Genomic DNA, 19,461 nt, shown 5'->3' with positions numbered 1-19,461 from the left:
GCCCACACCTTAGCCGATGGCGTAGGCGCTGGCCTCGTGGTCGGCCCGGGCCGCGATCGGTGCGGTGTGCGGCGTGAGGATCACGGGAATCGACTTCGAAGCCGGCGTGCCGGCATTGAGCGCGACCGAATCCAGCGGCACCAGCGGATTCGTCTCGGGGTAGTAGGCGGCGAGGTTGCCGCGCGGGATGTCGTAGGCCACCAGCTTGAAGCGGTCGGCACGCCGAACCTGATTGCCGTCGCCGGCGTCTTCCCACACCGTCTGGATGTCGACCCAATCGCCGTCCTTCATGCCCAGCGCGCGGATGTCGGCTTCGTGGATGAACACCACACGCCGCTGGCCGAACACGCCGCGGTAGCGGTCGTCGTGGCCGTAGATGGTGGTGTTGTACTGGTCGTGCGAGCGCGTGGTGAGCAGCGTGAAGACCACGGTATCGCCCTTGGCCGCGAAGCGCGCGCGGGCGCGGTGCGACGGCGTGTCGCGCGGCACCGCATGCGCCACGAAGTTCGCCTTCTTCGTCGCCGTGGTCCACACCCGCTCGCTCGCGGTGTTGCGCAGGCGGAAGCCGCCGGGCACGGCCACCCGCAGATTGAAGTCCTTGAAGTCGGCGAACACCGCTTCGATCTTGTCGCGGATGCGGGCGTAGTCCTCGACCAGCCAGAGCCAGGGCGTGCTGCTGCTGTTCCGGCCGACCGCACCGAGGGTGGCTGCCGCCAGCCGCGCGACGATCGCCGGCTCCGACAGCAGGTGCTCCGACGCCGGCGGGTTGATGCCGGTGGAGATGTGCACCATGCTCATCGAGTCTTCCACCGTCACGCCCTGCGCGCCGCCGGCCTGGATGTCGATCTCTGTGCGGCCCAGGCAGGGCAGGATCAGCGCCTCGCGCCCGTGCACCACGTGGCTGCGGTTGAGCTTGGTCGTGACGTGCACCGTCAGGTCGCAGCGGCGCAGCGCCTTCCAGGTCTCGTAGGTGTCGGGCGTGGCCGCCGCGAAGTTGCCGCCCAGCGCGAAGAAGACCTTTCCCTTGCCGTCGCGCATGGCGGCGATCGACTCGACCGTGTCCCAGCCGTGCGCGCGCGGCGGCTCGAAGCCGAAGACCTCGCCCAGCTTGTCGAGCAGCGCAGCCGGTGGCTTCTCCCAGATGCCCATCGTGCGGTCGCCCTGCACGTTGCTGTGGCCGCGCACCGGGCACGGGCCGGCGCCGGGCCGGCCGATGTTGCCGCGCATCATCAGCAGGTTGACCAGCATCTGGATCGTGCCCACCGAGTTCTGGTGCTGCGTGATGCCCATGCCCCAGCAGAAGATCGCGCTCTTCGCGGCGCCGTAGATGTCGGCGGCGGCGCGGATCTGCGCCTCGGAGAGGCCCGACTCTTCTTCGAGCACGGCCCAGGTCTCGCCACGCAGGCGCTCGGCCACATCGCTGAAGCCGGTGGTGTGCTCGCTGATGAAGTCGAGGTCGAGCAGCGACTCCCCCGCGTCCTGGCGGTCGATCAGGTGCTTCATCATCCCGGCGACGACGGCCATGTCGCCACCCACGCGCAGCTGGAAGTAGTGCGTGCTGATGGCCGTCGAGGTGAGCGTCGCCATCTCGTACTTGTCCTGCGGATCGGCGAATCGCTCCAGGCCGCGCTCGCGCAGCGGGTTGAAGCTGACGATCTTCGCGCCGCGCTTGTGGGCCGCGCGCAGCTCGCCCAGCATGCGCGGGTGGTTGGTGCCCGGGTTCTGGCCGAAGATGAAGATGGCGTCGGTCTTCTCGAAGTCGTAGAGCGTCACCGTGCCCTTGCCCACGCCGATCTGCGGGCGCATGCCGCTGCCGCTCGGCTCGTGGCACATGTTCGAGCAGTCGGGGAAGTTGTTGGTGCCGTACTCGCGCACGAACAGCTGGTAGAGGAAGGCCGCCTCGTTGCTGGCGCGGCCCGAGGTGTAGAAGATCGCCTGGTTCGGGTCGGGCAGCGCGTTGAGATGCCGGGCGACCAGCGCGAAGGCGTCGTCCCATGCGATGGGCAGGTACTTGTCGCTGGCCGCGTCGTAGACCAGCGGGTGCGTCAGGCGGCCCTGGTCCTCGAGCCAGAAGTCGCTCTGCTTCGCCAGCTCGGCCACCGTGTGCTTGGCGAACAGCTCGGGGCCGGCCCGGCGCGCGGTCGCTTCGGCCGCGACGGCCTTCACGCCGTTCTCGCAGAACTCGAAGGTCGACGCGTGATTGCGGTCGGGCCAGGCACAGCCGGGGCAGTCGAAGCCGTCGGGCTGGTTGGCCGACAGCAGCGTCTTCGCGCCCTTCACCGGAATGTCCTGCCTGAGCAGCGCGTTCGTCACGCTGCGCAGCGCGCCCCAGCCACCGGCGGGGCCCTTGTAGAACTCGATCTTCTGTTCGCTCATCGCGGTCTCCTGACGACTTCGGGCCGGCGTCCATGGGACGCCGGCCCTGAAAGGCTCACGGCCAATTGCTGCAGCTTCTTCAGTGGAAGAATTTGGCTGCGCTGATCAAGGTCTTGTACACGCCCCACGCCAGCGGAATGCCGACGGCAGCCCATGCCAGCGCGACGACGATGGTCGGCGTCTTGTCGGCGCGGCCCGAGCCGCTGCCCACTTCGGACGCGGCAGCCTTCTCGTGTGCGAGCTTCTTCTCGACGGCGAGTTCCGCGTCGCTCATGAAGTGCTTGTCGGCCACCGGGCGCACCAGCAGGTTGGCGATCAGGCCGATCACCAGCATGCCGACCAGGATGTACATGGTCTGGTTGTAGACCTGCTCGCGCGGCAGGCCGAGGCCCAGCTGGTATTCGCGCATGTAGTTCACGACCACCGGACCCAGGATGCCGGCCGTGGCCCAGGCAGTGAGCAGGCGGCCATGGATGGCGCCGACGAACTGCGTGCCGAACAGGTCGGCCAGGTAGGCCGGCACGGTGGCGAAGCCGCCGCCGTACATCGACAGGATGATGCAGACCGCGCCCACGAAGAGCAGCGTGTTGCCGGCCGCGGCCGACGACGGCAGGCTGGCGTAGAGCACGCCGCCCAGCAGGAAGAAGACCGTGTAGGTGAGCTTGCGGCCGAGCTTGTCCGACAGGCTGGCCCACACGAAGCGCCCGCCGATGTTGAAGAGCGACAGCAGCGCGGTGAAGCCGCCGGCCACCACGGCGATCGCCGCGAGTTGGGTCTTGTCGAGCTCACCGAACTTCTTCGGCACGTCGATCAGCCCGCCGCCGAAGACTTCCTGCAGCATGGGCGAGGCCATGCCGATCACGCCGATGCCGGCCGACACGTTCATGCACAGCACGACCCACACGAGCCAGAACTGCGGAATGCCCCACACCTTCTTCACGTGCACGTGGCGCTGCGTGATCATCGCGTTGCTGGTCTGCGCGGGCGGCGGCGTCCAGCCGGCGGGCTTCCAGCCGGTGGGCGGCACGCGGTAGCCGAGCGCGCCGGCCATCATGAAGACGAAGTAGACCAGCGCCATCACGACGAAGGTCTGCATCACGCCGGCATCGGTCGGCGTGCCGAAGTGCTTCATCAACTCGACCGCCAGCGGCGAACCGATCATCGCGCCGCCGCCGAAGCCCATGATGGCCATGCCGGTGGCCATGCCGCGGCGGTCGGGGAACCACTTGATCAGCGTCGACACCGGCGAGATGTAGCCCAGGCCCAGGCCGATGCCGCCGATCACGCCCGAGCCGAGGATCATCATCCAGAACTGGTGGGTGTAGATGCCCAGCGCCGACAACAGCATGCCGCCGCACCAGCACAGCGCGCTGACCACGCCGGCCTTGCGCGGGCCGGCGCGCTCGAGCCAGCCACCCCAGAGGGCGGCCGAGCAGCCGAGGAACACGAAGAACAGCGTGTACATCCAGCCGAGCGTGGCAACGCGCCAGTCGCAGCCGGTGGCGAACAGCTCGGCGAAGAAGCTCATGTCCTTGCCGCAGGCCGCAGCGCCGGTGCCGGCCGTCTGCAGCATTTTCGACAGCGGCAGCCAGAACACGGAGAAGCCGTAGGCCATGCCGATGCACAAATGGATCGCGAGGGCCGCAGGCGGCACCACCCATCGGTTGAAGCCGGGGCCCGCGATGATGCGTTCCTTGTCCAGCCAACCGGGAGCACCGTCCCCAGCGGAGGGGAACTGCCCCGGTGTCGCGACGGCTTCGTTGAAAGCCCCCGTAGATGATCCTGCCATAGCACTCCTCGTTGGTTTTGTCCCTCGATCCGGTCAAGGTTTCGACCGTCGGGGCGCGCGGAGTCTACGATTGGTGACAATTTGCATCCAATTGGATCGAGACATGGCCCGATTCAATTCAGAAATGAATGCGAAAGGTTCTCAAAGGCGGGCCAGCCGCGAGGCCGACCGGGCACTCAGGCGCGCTTCGGGGCCTTGCCAGCCACACCGGGCTGCAAGGTTTCCAGCCACTCGGAACTGGCCGCGAGGTCGACCGCCGCCTGCAGCGCGCGCGTCATGCGGTCGCTGGCGTGCGTCATGAAGCCCAGGGGCGTCTCCAGCAGCGGCGCGATCAAGGGGCGCGCCTCATAGGGGCCGTCGTCGCGCGAGAGCAGCTCCAGTGCGGCCTGCGGCAGCACCGACGCCAGCGCGCCGGCGCCGACGCTGCTGGCCAGCGTGTGGATCGAATTGGTTTCCATGGCCGCATCGACGCGCAGGCCGACCGCCTTGAAGGCGCGGTCGACGATCGCCCGGTTGTGCATGTCGGGGGTGAGCAGGCACAGCGGCAGGGTGGCGGCCTCGGCCCAGCCGATCGGTTCGCCGATGCGCACCGGCCGGCCGGCCCGCACCGGACCCGGCTTGCGCTGCACCAGGTAGTAGGTCTCGACGCACTGGGGCCAGACCGCCAGGCTGACGTGGCGCACGCGGGTGCGGTCGGTGTAGCCGAGCGCGAGATCGAGCGACATGCTGTCGAGCGCCGTCTCGATTTCGAGCGAGCTCAGCGACACCACCGTGGGCGCCACGCCCGGGTGGCGCTTCTGCAGCGCGATGGCGAAGCGCGAGAGGATGGTCATGCCGGTCGGCACCGCCGCCAGCCGCAAGCGCCCGCGGGGCTGGCCGGCCTCGCTGCGCAGGCGCTCGCGCAGCAGTTCCTGCTCCTGCAGCATGCGCTGCGCGGTGGCAAGCACCGCTTCGCCCTCGACGGTGAAGCCTTCGAAGGCGCGGCCCCGCTTGACGATCAGCACGCCGAACTCGCCTTCGAGCGCGCGCAGTGCGTTCGACAGCGCCGGCTGCGTGATGTGGCAGGCCTGCGCGGCTCGGCCGAAGTGGCGGTGCTCGTTGAGCGCCGCCAGGTAGCGCATGGACGCGAGGACGTTCATGGCGCCGCGCCGACGTTCAGGTGTCTTTGCTGACGGTGATCGTCGGGAACTTGGCCGAGAAGTCCTTCGCCTTCTCGGCGATGCCCACCGCGACGGTGCGCGCCACCGCCTTGTAGATGGCCGCGACCTCGCCATCGGGGTCGGCCACCACCGTGGGCTTGCCGCTGTCGGCCTGCAGGCGGATGTTGATGTCCAGCGGCAGCGCGCCGAGGTAGTCCATGCCGTACTGCGCCGCCATCTTCTTGCCGCCGTCGGCGCCGAAGATGTGCTCGACGTGGCCGCAGTTGGAGCACACGTGGACCGCCATGTTCTCGACGATGCCGAGAATGGGCACGCCCACCTTCTCGAACATCTTGATGCCCTTCTTGGCGTCGAGCAGCGCGATGTCCTGCGGGGTGGTGACGATCACCGCGCCAGTCATCGGCACGCGCTGGCTCAGCGTGAGCTGGATGTCGCCGGTGCCGGGCGGCATGTCGATGATCAGGTAGTCGAGGTCTTTCCAGTTGGTCTGTCGCAGCAGCTGCTCCAGCGCCTGCGTGGCCATCGGGCCGCGCCAGATCATGGCTTCGTCCTGGTCGACCAGGAAGCCGATCGACATCACCTGCACGCCGTAGTTCTCCAGCGGCTCCATGGTCTTGCCGTCGTCGCTCTCGGGGCGGCGGTCGATGCCCAGCATCATCGGCTGGCTGGGGCCGTAAATGTCGGCGTCGAGCAGGCCCACCGAAGCGCCTTCGGCCGCCAGCGCCAGCGCCAGGTTGGCGGCGGTGGTGCTCTTGCCGACCCCGCCCTTGCCCGAGGCCACGGCGACGATGTTCTTCACGTTGGGCAGCAACTGCACGCCGCGCTGCACCGCGTGGCTGACCACCTTGGTCGTGATGTTGACCGACACGTTGTCGACGCCCGGCACGGTACGCGCCGCCGCCACGAAGGCCTTGCGCAACGCCGCATGCTGGCTCTTGGCCGGGTAGCCGAGCTCGACATCGAAGGACACGTCGCCTTCGCTGATCTGCAGGTTCCTCAGCGCCTTGGTGCTGACGAAATCCTTGCCGGTGTTGGGATCGAGGACCGCCGTGAGCGCATCCTGAATCACCGCTTGCGTGACTGCCATTGACAACTCCTGAATCGGGGTAGTCTACGTGCCGATCCATGCCCCGCCCCACCTCCACCCCAATGCCCTCACTGCCTGCCACAGCGCTGCTGCTCACCGGCGGGGGGGCCCGCGCCGCCTACCAGGTCGGCGTGCTCGAGGCGGTTGCCGAGCTGCGCCGCGGCGCCGGCCTGGCGGCGGGGCGCAACCCGTTCTCGATCATCACCGGCACCTCGGCCGGCGCCATCAACGCCGCCGCGCTGGCCTGCGGTGCGGACGATTTCGATGCCGCCGTGCAGCGCATGGCCGAGGTCTGGCGCCGCCTGCGCATCGAGCAGGTCTACCGCACCGACACCTTCGCGATGCTCGATGCGGCGGCGCGCTGGCGCCTGATCCTCGGCGTCGGCCAGCTGCTGGCGCGCTGGATGAAGCTCAAGCCGCGCTCGCTGCTCGACAACGCGCCGCTGGCCGAACTGCTGGCGCGCATGGTGCCCTTCGATCGCCTGCCCGGGTTGCTGGCCGACGGCCACCTCGACGCGCTGGCCGTGACCGCGTCGAGCTACAGCTCGGGCGAGCACGTGACCTTCTTCGAAGCGCGCCAACCCATGGCGCCCTGGACGCGCTCGCAACGCAAGGCCGTGGCCGACCGCATCACGCATGCGCACCTGTTGGCGTCGTCGGCGATCCCCTTCGTGTTCCCGGCCACGGCACTGCCGATGCAGGGGCATGTCGAATACTTCGGCGACGGCTCGATGCGCCAGACCGCACCGACCGCCGCCGCCATCCACCTCGGTGCGGAGCGCATCCTGGCCGTCGGCGCCGGTCGCATGAACGAGCCCTTCGACGCCGACAGCCCCCACACACTGCGCGGCGAGCCGACGCTGGCGCAGATCGCCGGCCATGCGATGTCGAGCATCTTTCTCGACGCGCTCGGGGTGGACGTGGAACGCGTGCGCCGCATCAACGACACGCTGGCGCTCATTCCGCCCGAGGCCCGCGCCGGCACGCACCTGCGGCCGATCGAACTGCTGCTGATCGCACCGTCGGAACGCATCGACACCATCGCCGCACGCCATGCCGACGCGTTGCCCAGCGTGGTGCGGCGCCTGCTGGCCAGCGGCACCGGCCCGGGCGAAGGCAAGTCACCCGCGCGCAGCGCTGCGCTCGCGAGCTACCTGCTCTTCGAACCCGGCTTCACGCGCGAACTGATGGCCCTGGGCCGCGCCGACACGCTGGCGCAGCGCGATGCGGTGTGCCGCTTCTTCGGCTGGCCCGCGACTTAGCGACCTAACTGCCGGTCGCCATGCCCAGGTCGGCAGCGATGCGGTTGACCAGCGCTTTCAGGTCGCCCAGTTCCGCTTCGAGACGCCCGACATTCGCCTTGAGCGCCGCCATCTCGCCCAGCGACACATCGGCGCCGGACGCACCAGCGCTGGCCGGCATGTCTTCGATCACCGGCTCGCCGCTCAGCAGATGCGCCCACCGGCTCTCTCGCGCGCCGGGCAGGCGAGGCAGCTTCATCACCAGCGCGCCGGCCGGGCGTTCAGCCAGTTCATCGAGGAAGGCCTCCACCGACGAGATGTCGGCGAAGTTGTGCATGCGCTCGCTGGCGATGCGCAGTTCACCGGCGGTCTGCGGGCCACGCAGCATCAGCACCGTGAGCAGGATGCTCGACTGCGACGGAATACGCAGCAGGCGGTCCATGTTGTGGGCGTAGCGCGAAGCCCGGCCGCCGCTGCTCTCGTCGACGAGGCTGTAGGCCTTCAGGCTGTCGACGGCGGCCTGGGCCTGCGCGTCGCTCACCTCCAGCACCGGGTTGCGGCTGGTCTTCTGGTTGCAGCCGGACAGCACGGCGTTGAGCGTCAGCGGATAGCTGTCGGGCACGGTGCGCTGCTTCTCGACCAGCACGCCGAGCACGCGGGTTTCCAGCAGCGAGAGGATCGGCAGCGGCCGCGCCGCGGACGCGTCCGACACTCAGTTCGCCCCGCCGATGCGGGCCACCAGCGCCCTGGTGAAGGCCGCCGTATTGGCCGTGCCACCCAGGTCGCCGGTGCGCACCTTGTCGATGTTGAGCGTCTCGTCGATCGCGCGGCGCAGGCGCGTCGCCTGGTCGATCAGCTTGCAGTGGTCGAGCATCAGCGCACCGGCCAGCAGCAGCGCCGTCGGGTTGGCGATGCCCTTGCCGGCGATGTCGGGTGCCGAGCCGTGCACCGCTTCGAAGATCGCCGCGTCGGCGCCGATGTTGGCGCCCGGCGCCATGCCCAGGCCGCCGACCAGGCCGGCCACCAGGTCGGACAGGATGTCGCCGAAGAGGTTGGTCGTGACCACCATGTCGAACTGCCACGGATTGAGCACCAGCTTCATCGCGCAGGCGTCGACGATCATGGTCTCGAGCTCGAACTTGCCCTTGTAGCGCGGCTCTTCGTACAGGCGCAGGCCGGTCTCGAGGAACAGGCCGGTCAGCACTTTCATGATGTTGGCCTTGTGCACCAGCGTCACCTTCTTGCGGCCGGTGGCGATGGCGGTGTCGAAGGCGTACTCGAGCAGGCGGTGGCAGCCCTGGCGGGTGTTGATGCCGGTGGCCATGCCCACGGCGTGCGGGTCGTCGTCGATGCGCACGTAGTGCTCGTGCCCGATGTAGAGGCCTTCGAGGTTCTCGCGCACCACCACCAGGTCGATCTTGTCGTAGCGGCCACCGGGAATGACGGTGAGCGCGGGGCGCAGGTTGGCGTAGAGCTGGAACTCCTCGCGCAGCCGCACGTTGGACGAACGATAGCCGCCGCCCGAGGGCGTTTCGAGCGGCCCCTTGAGCGCGAGCCGGGTACGGCGGATGCTGTCGAGCGTGGCGGCCGGCAGCGGGTCACCGGCCTGCTGCACACCGCCGAGGCCGGCGACCTGGCGGTCCCATTCGAACGGGACCTTCAGCGCATCGAAGGCCGCCAGCGTGGCGTCGACGATTTCGGGGCCGATGCCGTCGCCGGCGATCAGGGTGGCGGGAATGGTGGTGGTCATCGGCAGCTTTCGGTGAATCGATGCGCAAAGCATAGCCGCCTAAAATGGCCGGCTGCCTTTGCCCTCTCCTCGAAAGCGCCCTCTCCCATGTCCGCCCCGCGCAAGCTCTTCGTCACCACCGCCCTGCCCTATGCCAACGGCAAGTTCCACATCGGCCACATCATGGAATACATCCAGGCCGACATCTGGGTGCGGGCGCAGCGCATGCATGGCGCCGACGTGGCCTTCGTCTGCGCCGACGACGCGCACGGCGCGGCCATCACCATCGCGGCCGACAAGGCCGGCGTGACGCCGCAGGCCTTCGTCGCCGAGATCGCGGCCGGCCGCAAGCCCTACCTCGACGGCTTCCACATCGCCTTCGACAACTGGAGCTCGACCGATTCGCCGGAGAACCACGACCTGGCGCAGGCGATCTATCGCGATCTGCGCGCCGCCGGGCTGATCGAGACGCGCAGCGTCGAGCAGTTCTACGACCCCGAGAAGGGCATGTTCCTGGCCGACCGCTTCATCAAGGGCGAATGCCCGGTTTGCCATTCGAAGGACCAGTACGGCGACAACTGCGAGGTGTGCGGCGCCGTCTACGCGCCGACCGAGCTGATCAACCCGTACTCGGCGCTGACCGGCGCCAAGCCCGAACTGCGCAGCTCCGACCATTTCTTCTTCAAGCTGTCCGACCCGCGCTGCGAGGCCTTCCTGAAAGACTGGACCGCCGCACCCGGCCATGTCCAGCCCGAGGTGCAGAACAAGATCCGCGAGTGGCTCTACAAGGACGACGAAGGCAAGGGCGGCCTGGGCGACTGGGACATCAGCCGCGACGCGCCCTACTTCGGCATCGAAATTCCGGATGCGCCCGGCAAGTATTTCTACGTGTGGCTGGACGCGCCGGTGGGCTACCTCGCGTCGCTCAAGAACCTGCTCGACAAGACCTGCGTCGAAGCCGCGGGTGACGGCATCTCGTACACCGAGTACATGGCCGACCCCGAGCTGGAGCAGGTGCACTTCATCGGCAAGGACATCATCACCTTCCACACGCTGTTCTGGCCGGCGATGCTGCACTTCAGCGGTCGCAAGGCGCCGAACGCGATCTACGTGCACGGCCACCTGACGGTCAGCGGCGAGAAGATGAGCAAGAGCCGCGGCACCGGCATCGACCCGCTGAAGTACCTGTCGATCGGCCTCAACCCCGAGCACCTGCGCTACTACCTCGCAGCCAAGCTCAGCGGCCGCAACGAGGACATCGACTTCAACCCCGAGGACTTCGTCGCCCGCGTGAACAGCGATCTGGTCGGCAAGTACATCAACATCGCCAGCCGCGCGGCGGGCTTCATCGGCAAGCGCTTCGGTGGCAAGCTCGGTGTGGTGTCGGACGACGGCGCCGCGCTGCTCGCGACGCTGCGCAGCGACGCAGAAGCCCTGCGCGTGCTCTACGACGGCCGCGACACCGCGCGTGCGCTGCGCGACACCATGGCACTGGCCGACCGGGTGAACGAATACGTCGACGCCAACAAGCCCTGGGAACTGGCGAAGAAGGAAGGCATGGAAGCGCGCCTGCACGACGTGTGCACCGTGTGCATCGAGGCCTTCCGCCTGCTCACGCTGTACCTGAAGCCGGTGCTGCCGGCGCTGGCGGAGAGCGTCGAACGCTTCCTGGCCATCGAGCCGCTGGAATGGGCGCACGCCACCGTGGCCCTGCCGCCGGGCCATGCGATCGGCGAATACAAGCACCTGATGCAGCGGGTCGATCCGAAGGTGCTCGACACGCTGTTCGAGGCACCCGCCGAAGTGGCCGCGCCCGCTGCCGCCAGTACCGACGCGCTGCCGGGTGGTGAAGCCATCGCCCCGACGATCGGCATCGACGACTTCACCAAGATCGACCTGCGCATCGCGAAGATCGTGAACTGCGAACCGGTCGAGGGCTCGACCAAGCTGCTGCGCCTGACGCTCGACGTGGGCGAAGGGCAGACGCGCAACGTCTTCAGCGGCATCGCCTCGGCGTACACGCCGGCGCAACTGGTCGGCAAGCTGACGGTGATGGTCGCCAACCTGGCGCCGCGCAAGATGAAGTTCGGCGTCAGCGAAGGCATGGTGCTGGCCGCCAGCCACGCCGACGAGAAGGCCGCGCCGGGCATTCACGTGCTCGAGCCGTGGCCGGGCGCGGTGCCTGGCATGCGCGTTCGCTGAAGCGCGCCACCCTGGGCGCTCAGGGCGCTTCGGTGCTCCGATCCGGCGACGAGCCGCTGCGCAGCACGCGCAGGTCCTCGTTCAGCACGGCGGTGAACACCATCGGCGAATTCGGCGGCTGGACCCAGCGCCAGTCCCATTCGGTCTCGCGCTTGAGCGGATACGGCGTGACCTTGGCGGGTTTGCCGAGCATCTTGCGCAGCGCTTCCATCGACATGCCGGGCTGCACCTTGGCGAAGTTCTCGGGCGTGAGCACCTGGCGCAGCGCGCGCATCTTGCCGTCCGGGCCGATGGTGATCATGTAGTTCTTCTGGCCGGCAGGCTGGCGGTTGTATTCGAAGACCCGGCCATCTGCCGCATCCCAGACGTTTTCCGGCTGGCCGAAGCGCGCGACGACGTCGGCTTCGGTGGAGACGCCCTCCTCCAGTTCCTTGATGGCCTGGTTGTCGCAGCCCGCGAGGGCCAGCAGTGTCGCCAGCATGCCCATGGTGATCGCCTTTCGCCAGTTTCCCTGTGTCATGTCCGTCCCCGGTAAAATCAGCCGCAAAGGTCCAGTCTATGTCCATCTTCAACCGCCCCCACTACACCTCCGAAGCCACGCAGTTCATCGACGAGCTGAAGCGGAAGAAGCCCTCGCTCGAGGCGGAACAGCGCGCCGGCCGCGCCCTGCTGTGGGACAAGAAGCTCGATCGCAGCCAGCTCGACGAATACGGCCAGGCCCGCGTGCCGCAGCAGCCGTACGTCTACCAGAACAAAGTCAAGTAAGTGCGGGCTGCCGCCGCGCAGGACGACAACGCCCCGCCGATCGCCGCCATGCCCGAGGTGGTCGACCAGGTGGCGCTGGCCCGGCTCTACGGGGAGCCGCTGTTCGCGCTGCCCAACGACCTGTACATCCCGCCCGAGGCGCTGCAGGTCTTTCTCGAGGCCTTCGAGGGACCGCTCGACCTGCTGCTGTACCTGATCCGCAAGCAGAACTTCAACATCCTCGACATCCCGATGGCGGGGCTGACGCGCCAGTACCTGACCTACGTCGACCAGGTGCGCCGAACCAACCTCGAACTCGCGGCCGAGTACCTGCTGATGGCGGCGATGCTGATCGAGATCAAGTCGCGCATGCTGCTGCCGCCCAAAAAGACGGCGGAAGGCGAGGAAGCCGAGGACCCGCGCGCCGAGCTGGTGCGCCGCCTGCTCGAGTACGAGCAGACCAAGCTGCAGGCCGCGTCGATCAACGCCATGCCGACCTACGGCCGGGACTTCTGGAAGGCGCAGGTCACCATCGAGCAGTCGCTCAAGCCGCGCTTCCCCGAGATGAACGTGGTCGACCTGCGCGATGCCTGGGCCGATATCATGAAGCGCGCCAAGCTCGTGCAGCACCACAAGATCTCGCGCGAAGAGCTCAGCGTGCGCGAGCACATGAGCATCGTGCTGCGCCACCTGCAAGGGCGGCAGTTCGTCGAGTTCGAGAAGCTGTTCGACGTGAGCCGCGGCGTGCCGGTGCTGATCGTCACCTTCATCGCGCTGCTCGAGCTGGGCAAGGAAACGCTGGTCGAGATCACGCAGGCCGAGGCCTTCGCGCCGATCTACGTGCGGCTGGCGTATTCGCCTGTATAAGGCGCGTCCTCCGTCTTCGCGCACTTCGTGCCGCTTCGTCGACCGGCCCCCCTCGGAGGCAACGCCCGTGGCCCGCAAATCCGGCCCCCGGCGTTCTACGAAGTGATGCAGGATTGAAGGCGTTGTGTCCCTGATGCCGAACCTGCCATTTCGCCCAAGCACCGGTGCACGGCAGCGCCGACCTGCCATGGGACGACAGCCGCGTCAACGACCCGCCCGTTTTCATTCTCTTTATCCGAGGATGCCCGGCCACCAACGCCCGCAGGAAGAAAGCCAACCATGTCGAACACACATCCCTGGCCGGAGACACCGCCGGCCTCGCCCTACGGCACGCTGCCACCCGCCTCGACGCCCGCGTCGCGCAAGCCCGTGAGCCTGCCGCGCCTGGCCGACATGCACGCGCGCGGCGAGAAGATCGCGATGCTCACTGCCTACGACGCCACCTTCGCCGCCATGGCCGATGCGGCGGGCATCGACTGCCTGCTGGTCGGTGATTCGCTCGGCATGGTCTGCCAGGGCCTGAACAGCACCGTGGGCGTGAGCCTGGACACCATGCGCTATCACACCGACAGCGTGTCGCGCGGCCTGCGCCGCGTGCAGGGCACGGCCTGGTTGATCGCCGACCTGCCCTTCGGCAGCTACCAGGCATCGCGCGAGCAGGCGCTCGCCAGCGCCAGCGTGCTGATGCAGGCCGGTGCCCACATGGTCAAGCTCGAAGGCGGCGGCTGGACCACCGAGACGGTGCGCTTCCTGGTCGAGCGCGGCATCCCGGTCTGCGCCCACCTCGGCCTGACGCCGCAGACCGTGCATGCGCTGGGCGGCTACCGCGTGCAGGGCAGGGGCGATGCCGGCGCACTGTTGAAGCAGCACGCCCATGCACTGCAGGACGCCGGCGCCGCGATGCTGGTGCTCGAGATGGTGCCGGCCGCGGTGGCCGCCGAACTCACGAATGAACTGAAGCACTGCGCCACCATCGGCATCGGCGCGGGCAAGGGCACCGCCGGCCAGGTGCTGGTGTTGCACGACATGCTGGGCATCAACCTCGGAAAGATGCCGAAGTTCGTGCGCAACTTCATGGCCGACGCACCGGGCGTACTGCCCGCCCTCAAGGCCTACGTGCAGGCCGTGAAGGACGGCAGCTTCCCCGACGATCAACTGCACGCCTGGTAAGGAACAGAGACCATGTACATCGCACACACCATCGCCGAACTGCGCAGCCATCTGGCCGCTTTCAAGCACCCCGCCTTCGTCCCCACCATGGGCAACCTGCACGACGGCCACCTTGCGCTGATCAGGCAGGCCAAGCCGCTGGGCGACGTGACGGTGGCGAGCATCTTCGTCAACCGCCTGCAGTTCCTGCCGCACGAAGACTTCGACACGTACCCGCGCACCTGGGACAGCGACTGCGAGAAGCTGCGTGCGGCCGGCTGCGACGTGCTGTTCGCACCCGACGAAAAAGCCCTCTACCCCGAGCCGCAGACCTGCAAGGTGCACCCCGACCCGGCGCTGGCCGACATCCTCGAAGGCCAATTCCGGCCCGGCTTCTTCGTCGGCGTGTGCACCGTGGTGATGAAGCTCTTCAGCTGCGTGCAGCCGCGCGTGGCCGTGTTCGGCAAGAAGGACTACCAGCAGTTGATGATGATCCGCCACATGGTGCGGCAGTTCGCGCTGCCGATCGAGATCGTGGGCGGCGAGACCTTCCGCGCCGGCGACGGGCTGGCGCTGTCGTCGCGCAACGGCTACCTGAGCGAGAGTGAACGCGCCGAGGCCGTGCAGCTGTCGCAGGCACTGAAGGCGATGGCCTCGGCCATGCACGCGGGCGAGCGCGACCTGGCCGCGATCGAAGCGCGGGCCATGCAGACGCTGACGCAGCGCGGCTGGCAACCGGACTATCTTGTGCTGCGGCGCCGCACCGACCTGCAGGCGCCCACTTCCGATCTATCGGACGAACCGCTCGTGGCGCTGGCCGCGGCGCGCCTGGGCAGCACACGGCTGATCGACAACCTGGAAATCGACACCCCCGCTTCATGACCTACAGCGTCAAGGAAATCTTCTACACCCTGCAAGGCGAAGGCGGCCAGGCGGGCATGCCGGCCGTGTTCTGCCGCTTTGCGGGCTGCAACCTCTGGACCGGCCGCGAAGCCGATCGCGCCACGGCTGTCTGCCGTTTCTGCGACACCGATTTCGTGGGCACCGACGGCACGCTGGGCGGCAAGTTCAAGGACGCCGACCAGCTCGCCGACATCGTCGCCGCGCAGTGGCCGGCGAACGACGCCGAGCACCGGCTGGTGGTGCTCACCGGCGGCGAGCCGCTGCTTCAGGTGGATGCCGCGCTGGTCGATGCGTTGCATGCGCGGCGCTTTCGCATCGCCGTGGAGAGCAACGGCACCGTCCGGGCGCCCGAAGGCATCGACTGGCTCTGCATCAGCCCCAAGGCCGGCGCGCCGTGGGTGCAGCAGCGCGGGCAGGAGCTGAAGCTGGTGTGGCCGCAGACCGAATTCGACCTCGACACCATGGCACGCACCGGCGAGTTCACGCACCGTTTCCTGCAACCCATGGACGGCCCCGACCGCGTGGCCAATACCGAACTGTGCATTGCCGAATGCATGCGCCAGCCGGCCTGGCGCCTCAGCGTGCAGACCCACAAGATCACCGGCATCCGCTGAGCGCGGAGAAACTTTTCAGATGCGATTCACCATCAGCCAACGCTTTTTCTTCGATGCCGCGCACACGCTCAAGCGCGACATCGAGGTCGCAGGCAGCCGCCGTATCCACGGCCACACCTACCACGCCGAAGTCTGGATCGCGGGCCAGCGCGATCCCGTGACGGGCATGGTGATCGACCTGGGGCTGCTGCGGCGCCGGCTGGACGAGGTGCGCGAGCTGCTGGACCATCACCTGCTCGACGACGTGGCGGGGCTGCATCCGCCCACGCTCGAGAACCTCTGCCTGTTCATTGCCGATGCGCTGCCGGAATTCCACGCTTCGCTCGCGCGGGTGCGCGTCTGGCGCGAGGCGCTGGGCGACAGCTGCACGATGGAGTTCTAGGCTGGGGTAGGGGCAGGCGGCCTTCACTCTCGCGCAGCCTCGAAGGCGGGGGCAGCACCCGGCCGGACCGATTCCGGCACCGGGTCGCGGCCGGTGAGTGCGGCGACGGCGTCCTGGGGGCTCACACGGCCGTCGAGCAGCGCCACCACGCCTTCGGCGATGGGCATCTCGATCCCCAGGCCACGGGCGCGCTGCACCACGGCGCGCGCGCAGTACACGCCTTCGGCCACGTGGCCAAGCGATTCGACCGCCTGCGCCAGCGTACGGCCCTGGGCCAGCAGCAGGCCGACCTTGCGGTTGCGCGACAGGTCGCCGGTGGCGGTGAGCACGAGGTCGCCCAGCCCCGAAAGGCCCATGAAGGTCTCGGCCCGGGCACCAAGCACGAGGCCGAAGCGTGTCATTTCGGCCAGGCCGCGCGTGATGAGCGCCGCGCGGGCATTGAGCCCCAGCGCGAGGCCGTCGCACAGACCAGTGGCGATGGCGAGCACATTCTTGACCGCGCCGCCGACTTCCACGCCCACGATGTCGTCGTTGGCATAGACGCGCAGCGCCGCTCCGTGGAAGGCATCGACCAACGCGTCGCGCACGGCCGCGTGCGGGCTGGCGGCCACCAGCGCGGTTGGGCGCCCTTCGGCGACCTCCTGTGCAAAGCTGGGGCCGCTGAGCACGCCGGCCCTCAAGTCAGGCGCGACCTGCGCCCATATTTCGTGGGCGAGCAGGCCGAAGGATGCGGGGGAGGTGTCGCGCGCAGGCTCGATGCCCTTGCACAGCCACGCCACCGGCGCGGTGTTGCCGCGCAGTGCGATGAGCTGTTCGCGCAGGGCGGCCATGGGCGTGGCCACGATGACAAGGTCAGCGCCGGCCTGTGCCTGCCGGATGTCGCCCGCACGCACGTCGAGCGATGCCGGCAGCGCCGACCCTGGCAGGTAGCGGGTGTTTTCGCGCGCCTTCGACATCGCATCGGCCTGGCCAGCGTCGCGCGCCCAAAGCGTGACCTCGTGCCGAGCGGCGGCATTGACAGCCACGGCCGTGCCCCAGGCACCGGCGCCATGAACGCAGATCTTCATCGGCGTTGGCGGCGTGATGCCCGCTTACTGCGTGAGGATGGGCGAGGGCTGGCCGGCGGCTGCCGCCTGCTGCTGCTCGAACATGGCCTGGAAGTTGATCTCGGCCAGGTGCACCGGCGGGAAGCCGCCGCGCTGGATCACGTCGGCCACGTTGCCGCGCAGGTAGGGGTAGACGATCTGCGGGCAGGCGATGCCGAGGATCGGGCCCATCTGGTCTTCCGGCAGATTGCGGATCTCGAAGATGCCGGCCTGCTTGGCTTCGACCAGGAACACGGTGCGGTCCTGCACCTTGGTCTGCACGGTGGCCGACACGGTGACTTCATAGATGCCGTCGGTCACGGGCTGGGCATCGACGCCGAGCTGGATGTCGACGGTGGGCTGTTCCTGTTCCAGCAGGATGCCCGGCGAATTGGGCTGCTCGAGCGACAGGTCTTTCAGGTAGACGCGCTGAATCTGGAACACGGGATCTTGGGTGTCGGCCATGGCTGAACTTTCGGGGATCAAGACAACGCCCGCCCGGAAGGTGTTCCGTCGCGGGCTGAGAGGATGAATGGACGATTATCGCCCTTGCGAATGACAGCCCTTCAGGCCGCCTGCAGCAGCGGAACCAGGCCGCCGCGGCCGTCGAGCGCGATCAGGTCGTCGCAGCCTCCGACATGCGTGTCGCCGATGAAGATCTGCGGCACCGTACGGCGCTGGGTGGTTTCCATCATGACGGCGCGGGCCTGCGCGTCGGTGTCGATGCGGATCTCCTCGATCTGATCGACACCCTTGCTCTTGAGAATTTGTTTCGCGCGAATGCAGTAGGGGCAGACGGCGGTCGTGTACATCTTGACGACTTGCATGGTCACTTCCAATCCGGTGGCCCGGCGGAATGCTCAGGCCTTTTCAATGGGCAGGTTAGCGTCTTTCCATGATTTCAGCCCGCCGCCCACGACTTGGGCCTGCTCGTAGCCGAGTTTTTTGGCCGTCGCCAGCGCGCGCTGGGCGCGGGCACCCGAAGCACACATCAGCAGCACCGGCAGCGACTTGTTCTTGACCGTGCCGGGCAGCTTCTGTTCGAGCTGGTCGAGCGGCACGTTGCGGGCGCCGGTGGCGTGGCCGGCGGCGTATTCCGCGGCATCGCGCACGTCGATCATCACGGCGCGTTCACGATTGATCAATTGCACCGCACCCTGCGCCGTGAGCGACCCGCCACCCGTGCCGCGAATCAGCGGCCAGGCGAGCATGCTGCCCGAGCTGACCGCAATCAGGATCAGCATCCAGTTGTCGACGATGAATTTCACGGTGTTCCTTGAATGGCAAACCGCAGATTTTAGAATGGCGCATCCGGCAGTCGCCTGCCCTCCCCCTCCACCCCCCCGCTCAAAGGCCTTTTCCCATGCACAAACTGGTACTGATCCGCCACGGCGAATCGACCTGGAATCTCGAGAACCGCTTCACCGGCTGGACCGACGTCGACCTGACCGAGACCGGTATCGAGCAGGCCAAGCAGGCCGGCCGGCTGCTCAAGGCCGAGGGCTACGACTTCGACGTGGCCTACACCAGCGTGCTCAAGCGCGCCACCCGCACGCTGTGGCACACGCTCGACGAACTCGACCGCACCTGGCTGCCGGTGGTGCATTCGTGGCGCCTGAACGAGCGCCACTACGGCGGCCTGCAGGGCCTCAACAAGGCCGAGACCGCGAAGAAGTACGGCGACGAGCAGGTGCTGGTCTGGCGCCGCAGCTACGACACGCCGCCGCCGCCGCTGGAGGCGACCGACCCGCGCAGCGAGCGCTCGGACCTTCGCTACGCCAAGCTGTCGCCCGAGCAGATCCCTCTGACCGAGTGCCTGAAGGACACGGTGGCCCGCGTGCTACCGTTCTGGAACGAATCGATGGCACCGGCCATCCGCAGCGGGCGCCGCCTGGTGGTCGCAGCGCACGGCAACTCGATCCGCGCGCTGGTCAAGTACCTCGACGGCGTCTCCGACAGCGACATCGTCGGCCTGAACATTCCGAACGGCATTCCGCTGGTCTACGAACTCGACGACGAGCTCAAGCCGCTGCGCCATTACTACCTGGGCGACGCCGCCGCGGCCGAAAAAGCCGCGGCCGCCGTGGCCGCCCAGGGAAAAGGTTGATCGCGCAAGGAACCCCGGCAAGCGAA

The 19,461-nt window shown here is 68.0% G+C and carries 20 protein-coding genes; 9 read left to right on the top strand and 11 right to left on the bottom strand.

What is annotated here, in order from left to right; all coding sequences use genetic code 11:
- Positions 1–9: 9 nt before the first annotated feature.
- From ACSFBE_RS02830 to apbC, 4 genes are all read right to left on the bottom strand, one after another.
- The gene (locus ACSFBE_RS02830; RefSeq protein ID WP_435488834.1) at positions 10–2,376 is read right to left on the bottom strand and encodes an FdhF/YdeP family oxidoreductase; all 2,367 of its coding nucleotides are present in this window, start codon (positions 2,374–2,376) and stop codon (positions 10–12) included.
- Between the two features lie 79 nt (positions 2,377–2,455).
- Positions 2,456–4,165 carry an OFA family MFS transporter gene (locus ACSFBE_RS02825; RefSeq protein WP_435488833.1) on the bottom strand — a complete coding sequence of 570 codons (1,710 nt, stop codon included), beginning with the start codon at positions 4,163–4,165 and terminating at the stop codon, positions 2,456–2,458.
- Positions 4,166–4,341: 176 nt separating this feature from the next.
- The gene (locus tag ACSFBE_RS02820) at positions 4,342–5,304 is read right to left on the bottom strand and encodes a LysR substrate-binding domain-containing protein (RefSeq protein WP_435488832.1); all 963 of its coding nucleotides are present in this window, start codon (positions 5,302–5,304) and stop codon (positions 4,342–4,344) included.
- Positions 5,305–5,320: 16 nt separating this feature from the next.
- Positions 5,321–6,412 (bottom strand): iron-sulfur cluster carrier protein ApbC, encoded by a 1,092-nt coding sequence (gene apbC, locus ACSFBE_RS02815; RefSeq protein WP_435488831.1) that lies wholly within the window; start codon positions 6,410–6,412, stop codon positions 5,321–5,323.
- 62 nt (positions 6,413–6,474) lie between these two features.
- Between apbC and ACSFBE_RS02810 the strand changes: the two genes are divergently transcribed.
- Positions 6,475–7,674, top strand: coding sequence for a patatin-like phospholipase family protein (locus ACSFBE_RS02810; RefSeq protein WP_435488830.1), 1,200 nt, complete (start codon positions 6,475–6,477; stop codon positions 7,672–7,674).
- A gap of 4 nt (positions 7,675–7,678) precedes the next feature.
- Here ACSFBE_RS02810 and ACSFBE_RS02805 read toward each other — a convergent pair whose 3' ends face one another.
- Positions 7,679–8,365: a YceH family protein gene (locus ACSFBE_RS02805; protein WP_435488829.1), complete on the bottom strand. Its 687-nt coding sequence runs from the start codon at positions 8,363–8,365 to the stop codon at positions 7,679–7,681.
- The gene (locus tag ACSFBE_RS02800) at positions 8,366–9,403 is read right to left on the bottom strand and encodes an isocitrate/isopropylmalate dehydrogenase family protein (RefSeq protein WP_435488828.1); all 1,038 of its coding nucleotides are present in this window, start codon (positions 9,401–9,403) and stop codon (positions 8,366–8,368) included. It abuts the gene before it with no gap.
- A gap of 87 nt (positions 9,404–9,490) precedes the next feature.
- Between ACSFBE_RS02800 and metG the strand changes: the two genes are divergently transcribed.
- Positions 9,491–11,584, top strand: coding sequence for a methionine--tRNA ligase (gene metG, locus ACSFBE_RS02795; protein WP_435488827.1), 2,094 nt, complete (start codon positions 9,491–9,493; stop codon positions 11,582–11,584).
- A gap of 19 nt (positions 11,585–11,603) precedes the next feature.
- Here metG and ACSFBE_RS02790 read toward each other — a convergent pair whose 3' ends face one another.
- Positions 11,604–12,104: an outer membrane protein assembly factor BamE gene (locus ACSFBE_RS02790; protein ID WP_435488826.1), complete on the bottom strand. Its 501-nt coding sequence runs from the start codon at positions 12,102–12,104 to the stop codon at positions 11,604–11,606.
- A gap of 38 nt (positions 12,105–12,142) precedes the next feature.
- Here ACSFBE_RS02790 and ACSFBE_RS02785 point away from each other — a divergent pair, with 38 nt between their 5' ends.
- The 6 genes from ACSFBE_RS02785 to ACSFBE_RS02760 all read left to right on the top strand — a co-directional run bounded on the left by ACSFBE_RS02785 (position 12,143) and on the right by ACSFBE_RS02760 (position 16,243).
- Positions 12,143–12,349 (top strand): DUF3460 family protein, encoded by a 207-nt coding sequence (locus ACSFBE_RS02785; protein WP_435488825.1) that lies wholly within the window; start codon positions 12,143–12,145, stop codon positions 12,347–12,349.
- 48 nt (positions 12,350–12,397) lie between these two features.
- The gene (locus ACSFBE_RS02780; RefSeq protein WP_435488905.1) at positions 12,398–13,195 is read left to right on the top strand and encodes a segregation and condensation protein A; all 798 of its coding nucleotides are present in this window, start codon (positions 12,398–12,400) and stop codon (positions 13,193–13,195) included.
- 279 nt (positions 13,196–13,474) lie between these two features.
- The gene (panB, locus tag ACSFBE_RS02775; RefSeq protein WP_435488824.1) at positions 13,475–14,365 is read left to right on the top strand and encodes a 3-methyl-2-oxobutanoate hydroxymethyltransferase; all 891 of its coding nucleotides are present in this window, start codon (positions 13,475–13,477) and stop codon (positions 14,363–14,365) included.
- A 12-nt stretch (positions 14,366–14,377) separates the two neighbouring features.
- Positions 14,378–15,226: a pantoate--beta-alanine ligase gene (gene panC, locus ACSFBE_RS02770; protein ID WP_435488823.1), complete on the top strand. Its 849-nt coding sequence runs from the start codon at positions 14,378–14,380 to the stop codon at positions 15,224–15,226.
- Entirely contained in the window at positions 15,223–15,861 is a 639-nt protein-coding gene (queE, locus tag ACSFBE_RS02765) for a 7-carboxy-7-deazaguanine synthase (RefSeq protein WP_435488822.1), read from the top strand. The genes panC and queE overlap by 4 nt, the downstream gene beginning before the upstream one ends.
- A 19-nt stretch (positions 15,862–15,880) precedes the next feature.
- Positions 15,881–16,243, top strand: coding sequence for a 6-carboxytetrahydropterin synthase (locus ACSFBE_RS02760; protein ID WP_435488821.1), 363 nt, complete (start codon positions 15,881–15,883; stop codon positions 16,241–16,243).
- Between the two features lie 23 nt (positions 16,244–16,266).
- Here the strand turns inward: ACSFBE_RS02760 and ACSFBE_RS02755 are convergent, their stop codons facing one another.
- The 4 genes from ACSFBE_RS02755 to ACSFBE_RS02740 form a co-directional block, all read right to left on the bottom strand.
- A complete protein-coding gene (locus ACSFBE_RS02755) occupies positions 16,267–17,310 on the bottom strand; it encodes an NAD(P)H-dependent glycerol-3-phosphate dehydrogenase (protein WP_435488820.1) in 1,044 nt (347 codons plus the stop codon).
- Between the two features lie 24 nt (positions 17,311–17,334).
- Positions 17,335–17,793, bottom strand: coding sequence for a protein-export chaperone SecB (gene secB / locus ACSFBE_RS02750; protein ID WP_435488819.1), 459 nt, complete (start codon positions 17,791–17,793; stop codon positions 17,335–17,337).
- Positions 17,794–17,894: 101 nt separating this feature from the next.
- Positions 17,895–18,155 carry a glutaredoxin 3 gene (gene grxC, locus ACSFBE_RS02745; protein ID WP_435488818.1) on the bottom strand — a complete coding sequence of 87 codons (261 nt, stop codon included), beginning with the start codon at positions 18,153–18,155 and terminating at the stop codon, positions 17,895–17,897.
- 33 nt (positions 18,156–18,188) lie between these two features.
- Positions 18,189–18,596 (bottom strand): rhodanese-like domain-containing protein, encoded by a 408-nt coding sequence (locus ACSFBE_RS02740; protein WP_435488817.1) that lies wholly within the window; start codon positions 18,594–18,596, stop codon positions 18,189–18,191.
- Between the two features lie 95 nt (positions 18,597–18,691).
- Here ACSFBE_RS02740 and gpmA point away from each other — a divergent pair, with 95 nt between their 5' ends.
- Positions 18,692–19,435, top strand: coding sequence for a 2,3-diphosphoglycerate-dependent phosphoglycerate mutase (gene gpmA / locus ACSFBE_RS02735; protein WP_435488816.1), 744 nt, complete (start codon positions 18,692–18,694; stop codon positions 19,433–19,435).
- Positions 19,436–19,461: the final 26 nt, after the last annotated feature.

The organism is Variovorax sucrosi (assembly GCF_051216635.1).
Lineage (GTDB): Bacteria > Pseudomonadota > Gammaproteobacteria > Burkholderiales > Burkholderiaceae_C > Variovorax.
Note: the sequence above shows the minus strand (reverse complement) of the source record. Positions and strands in the feature narration are given on the sequence as shown.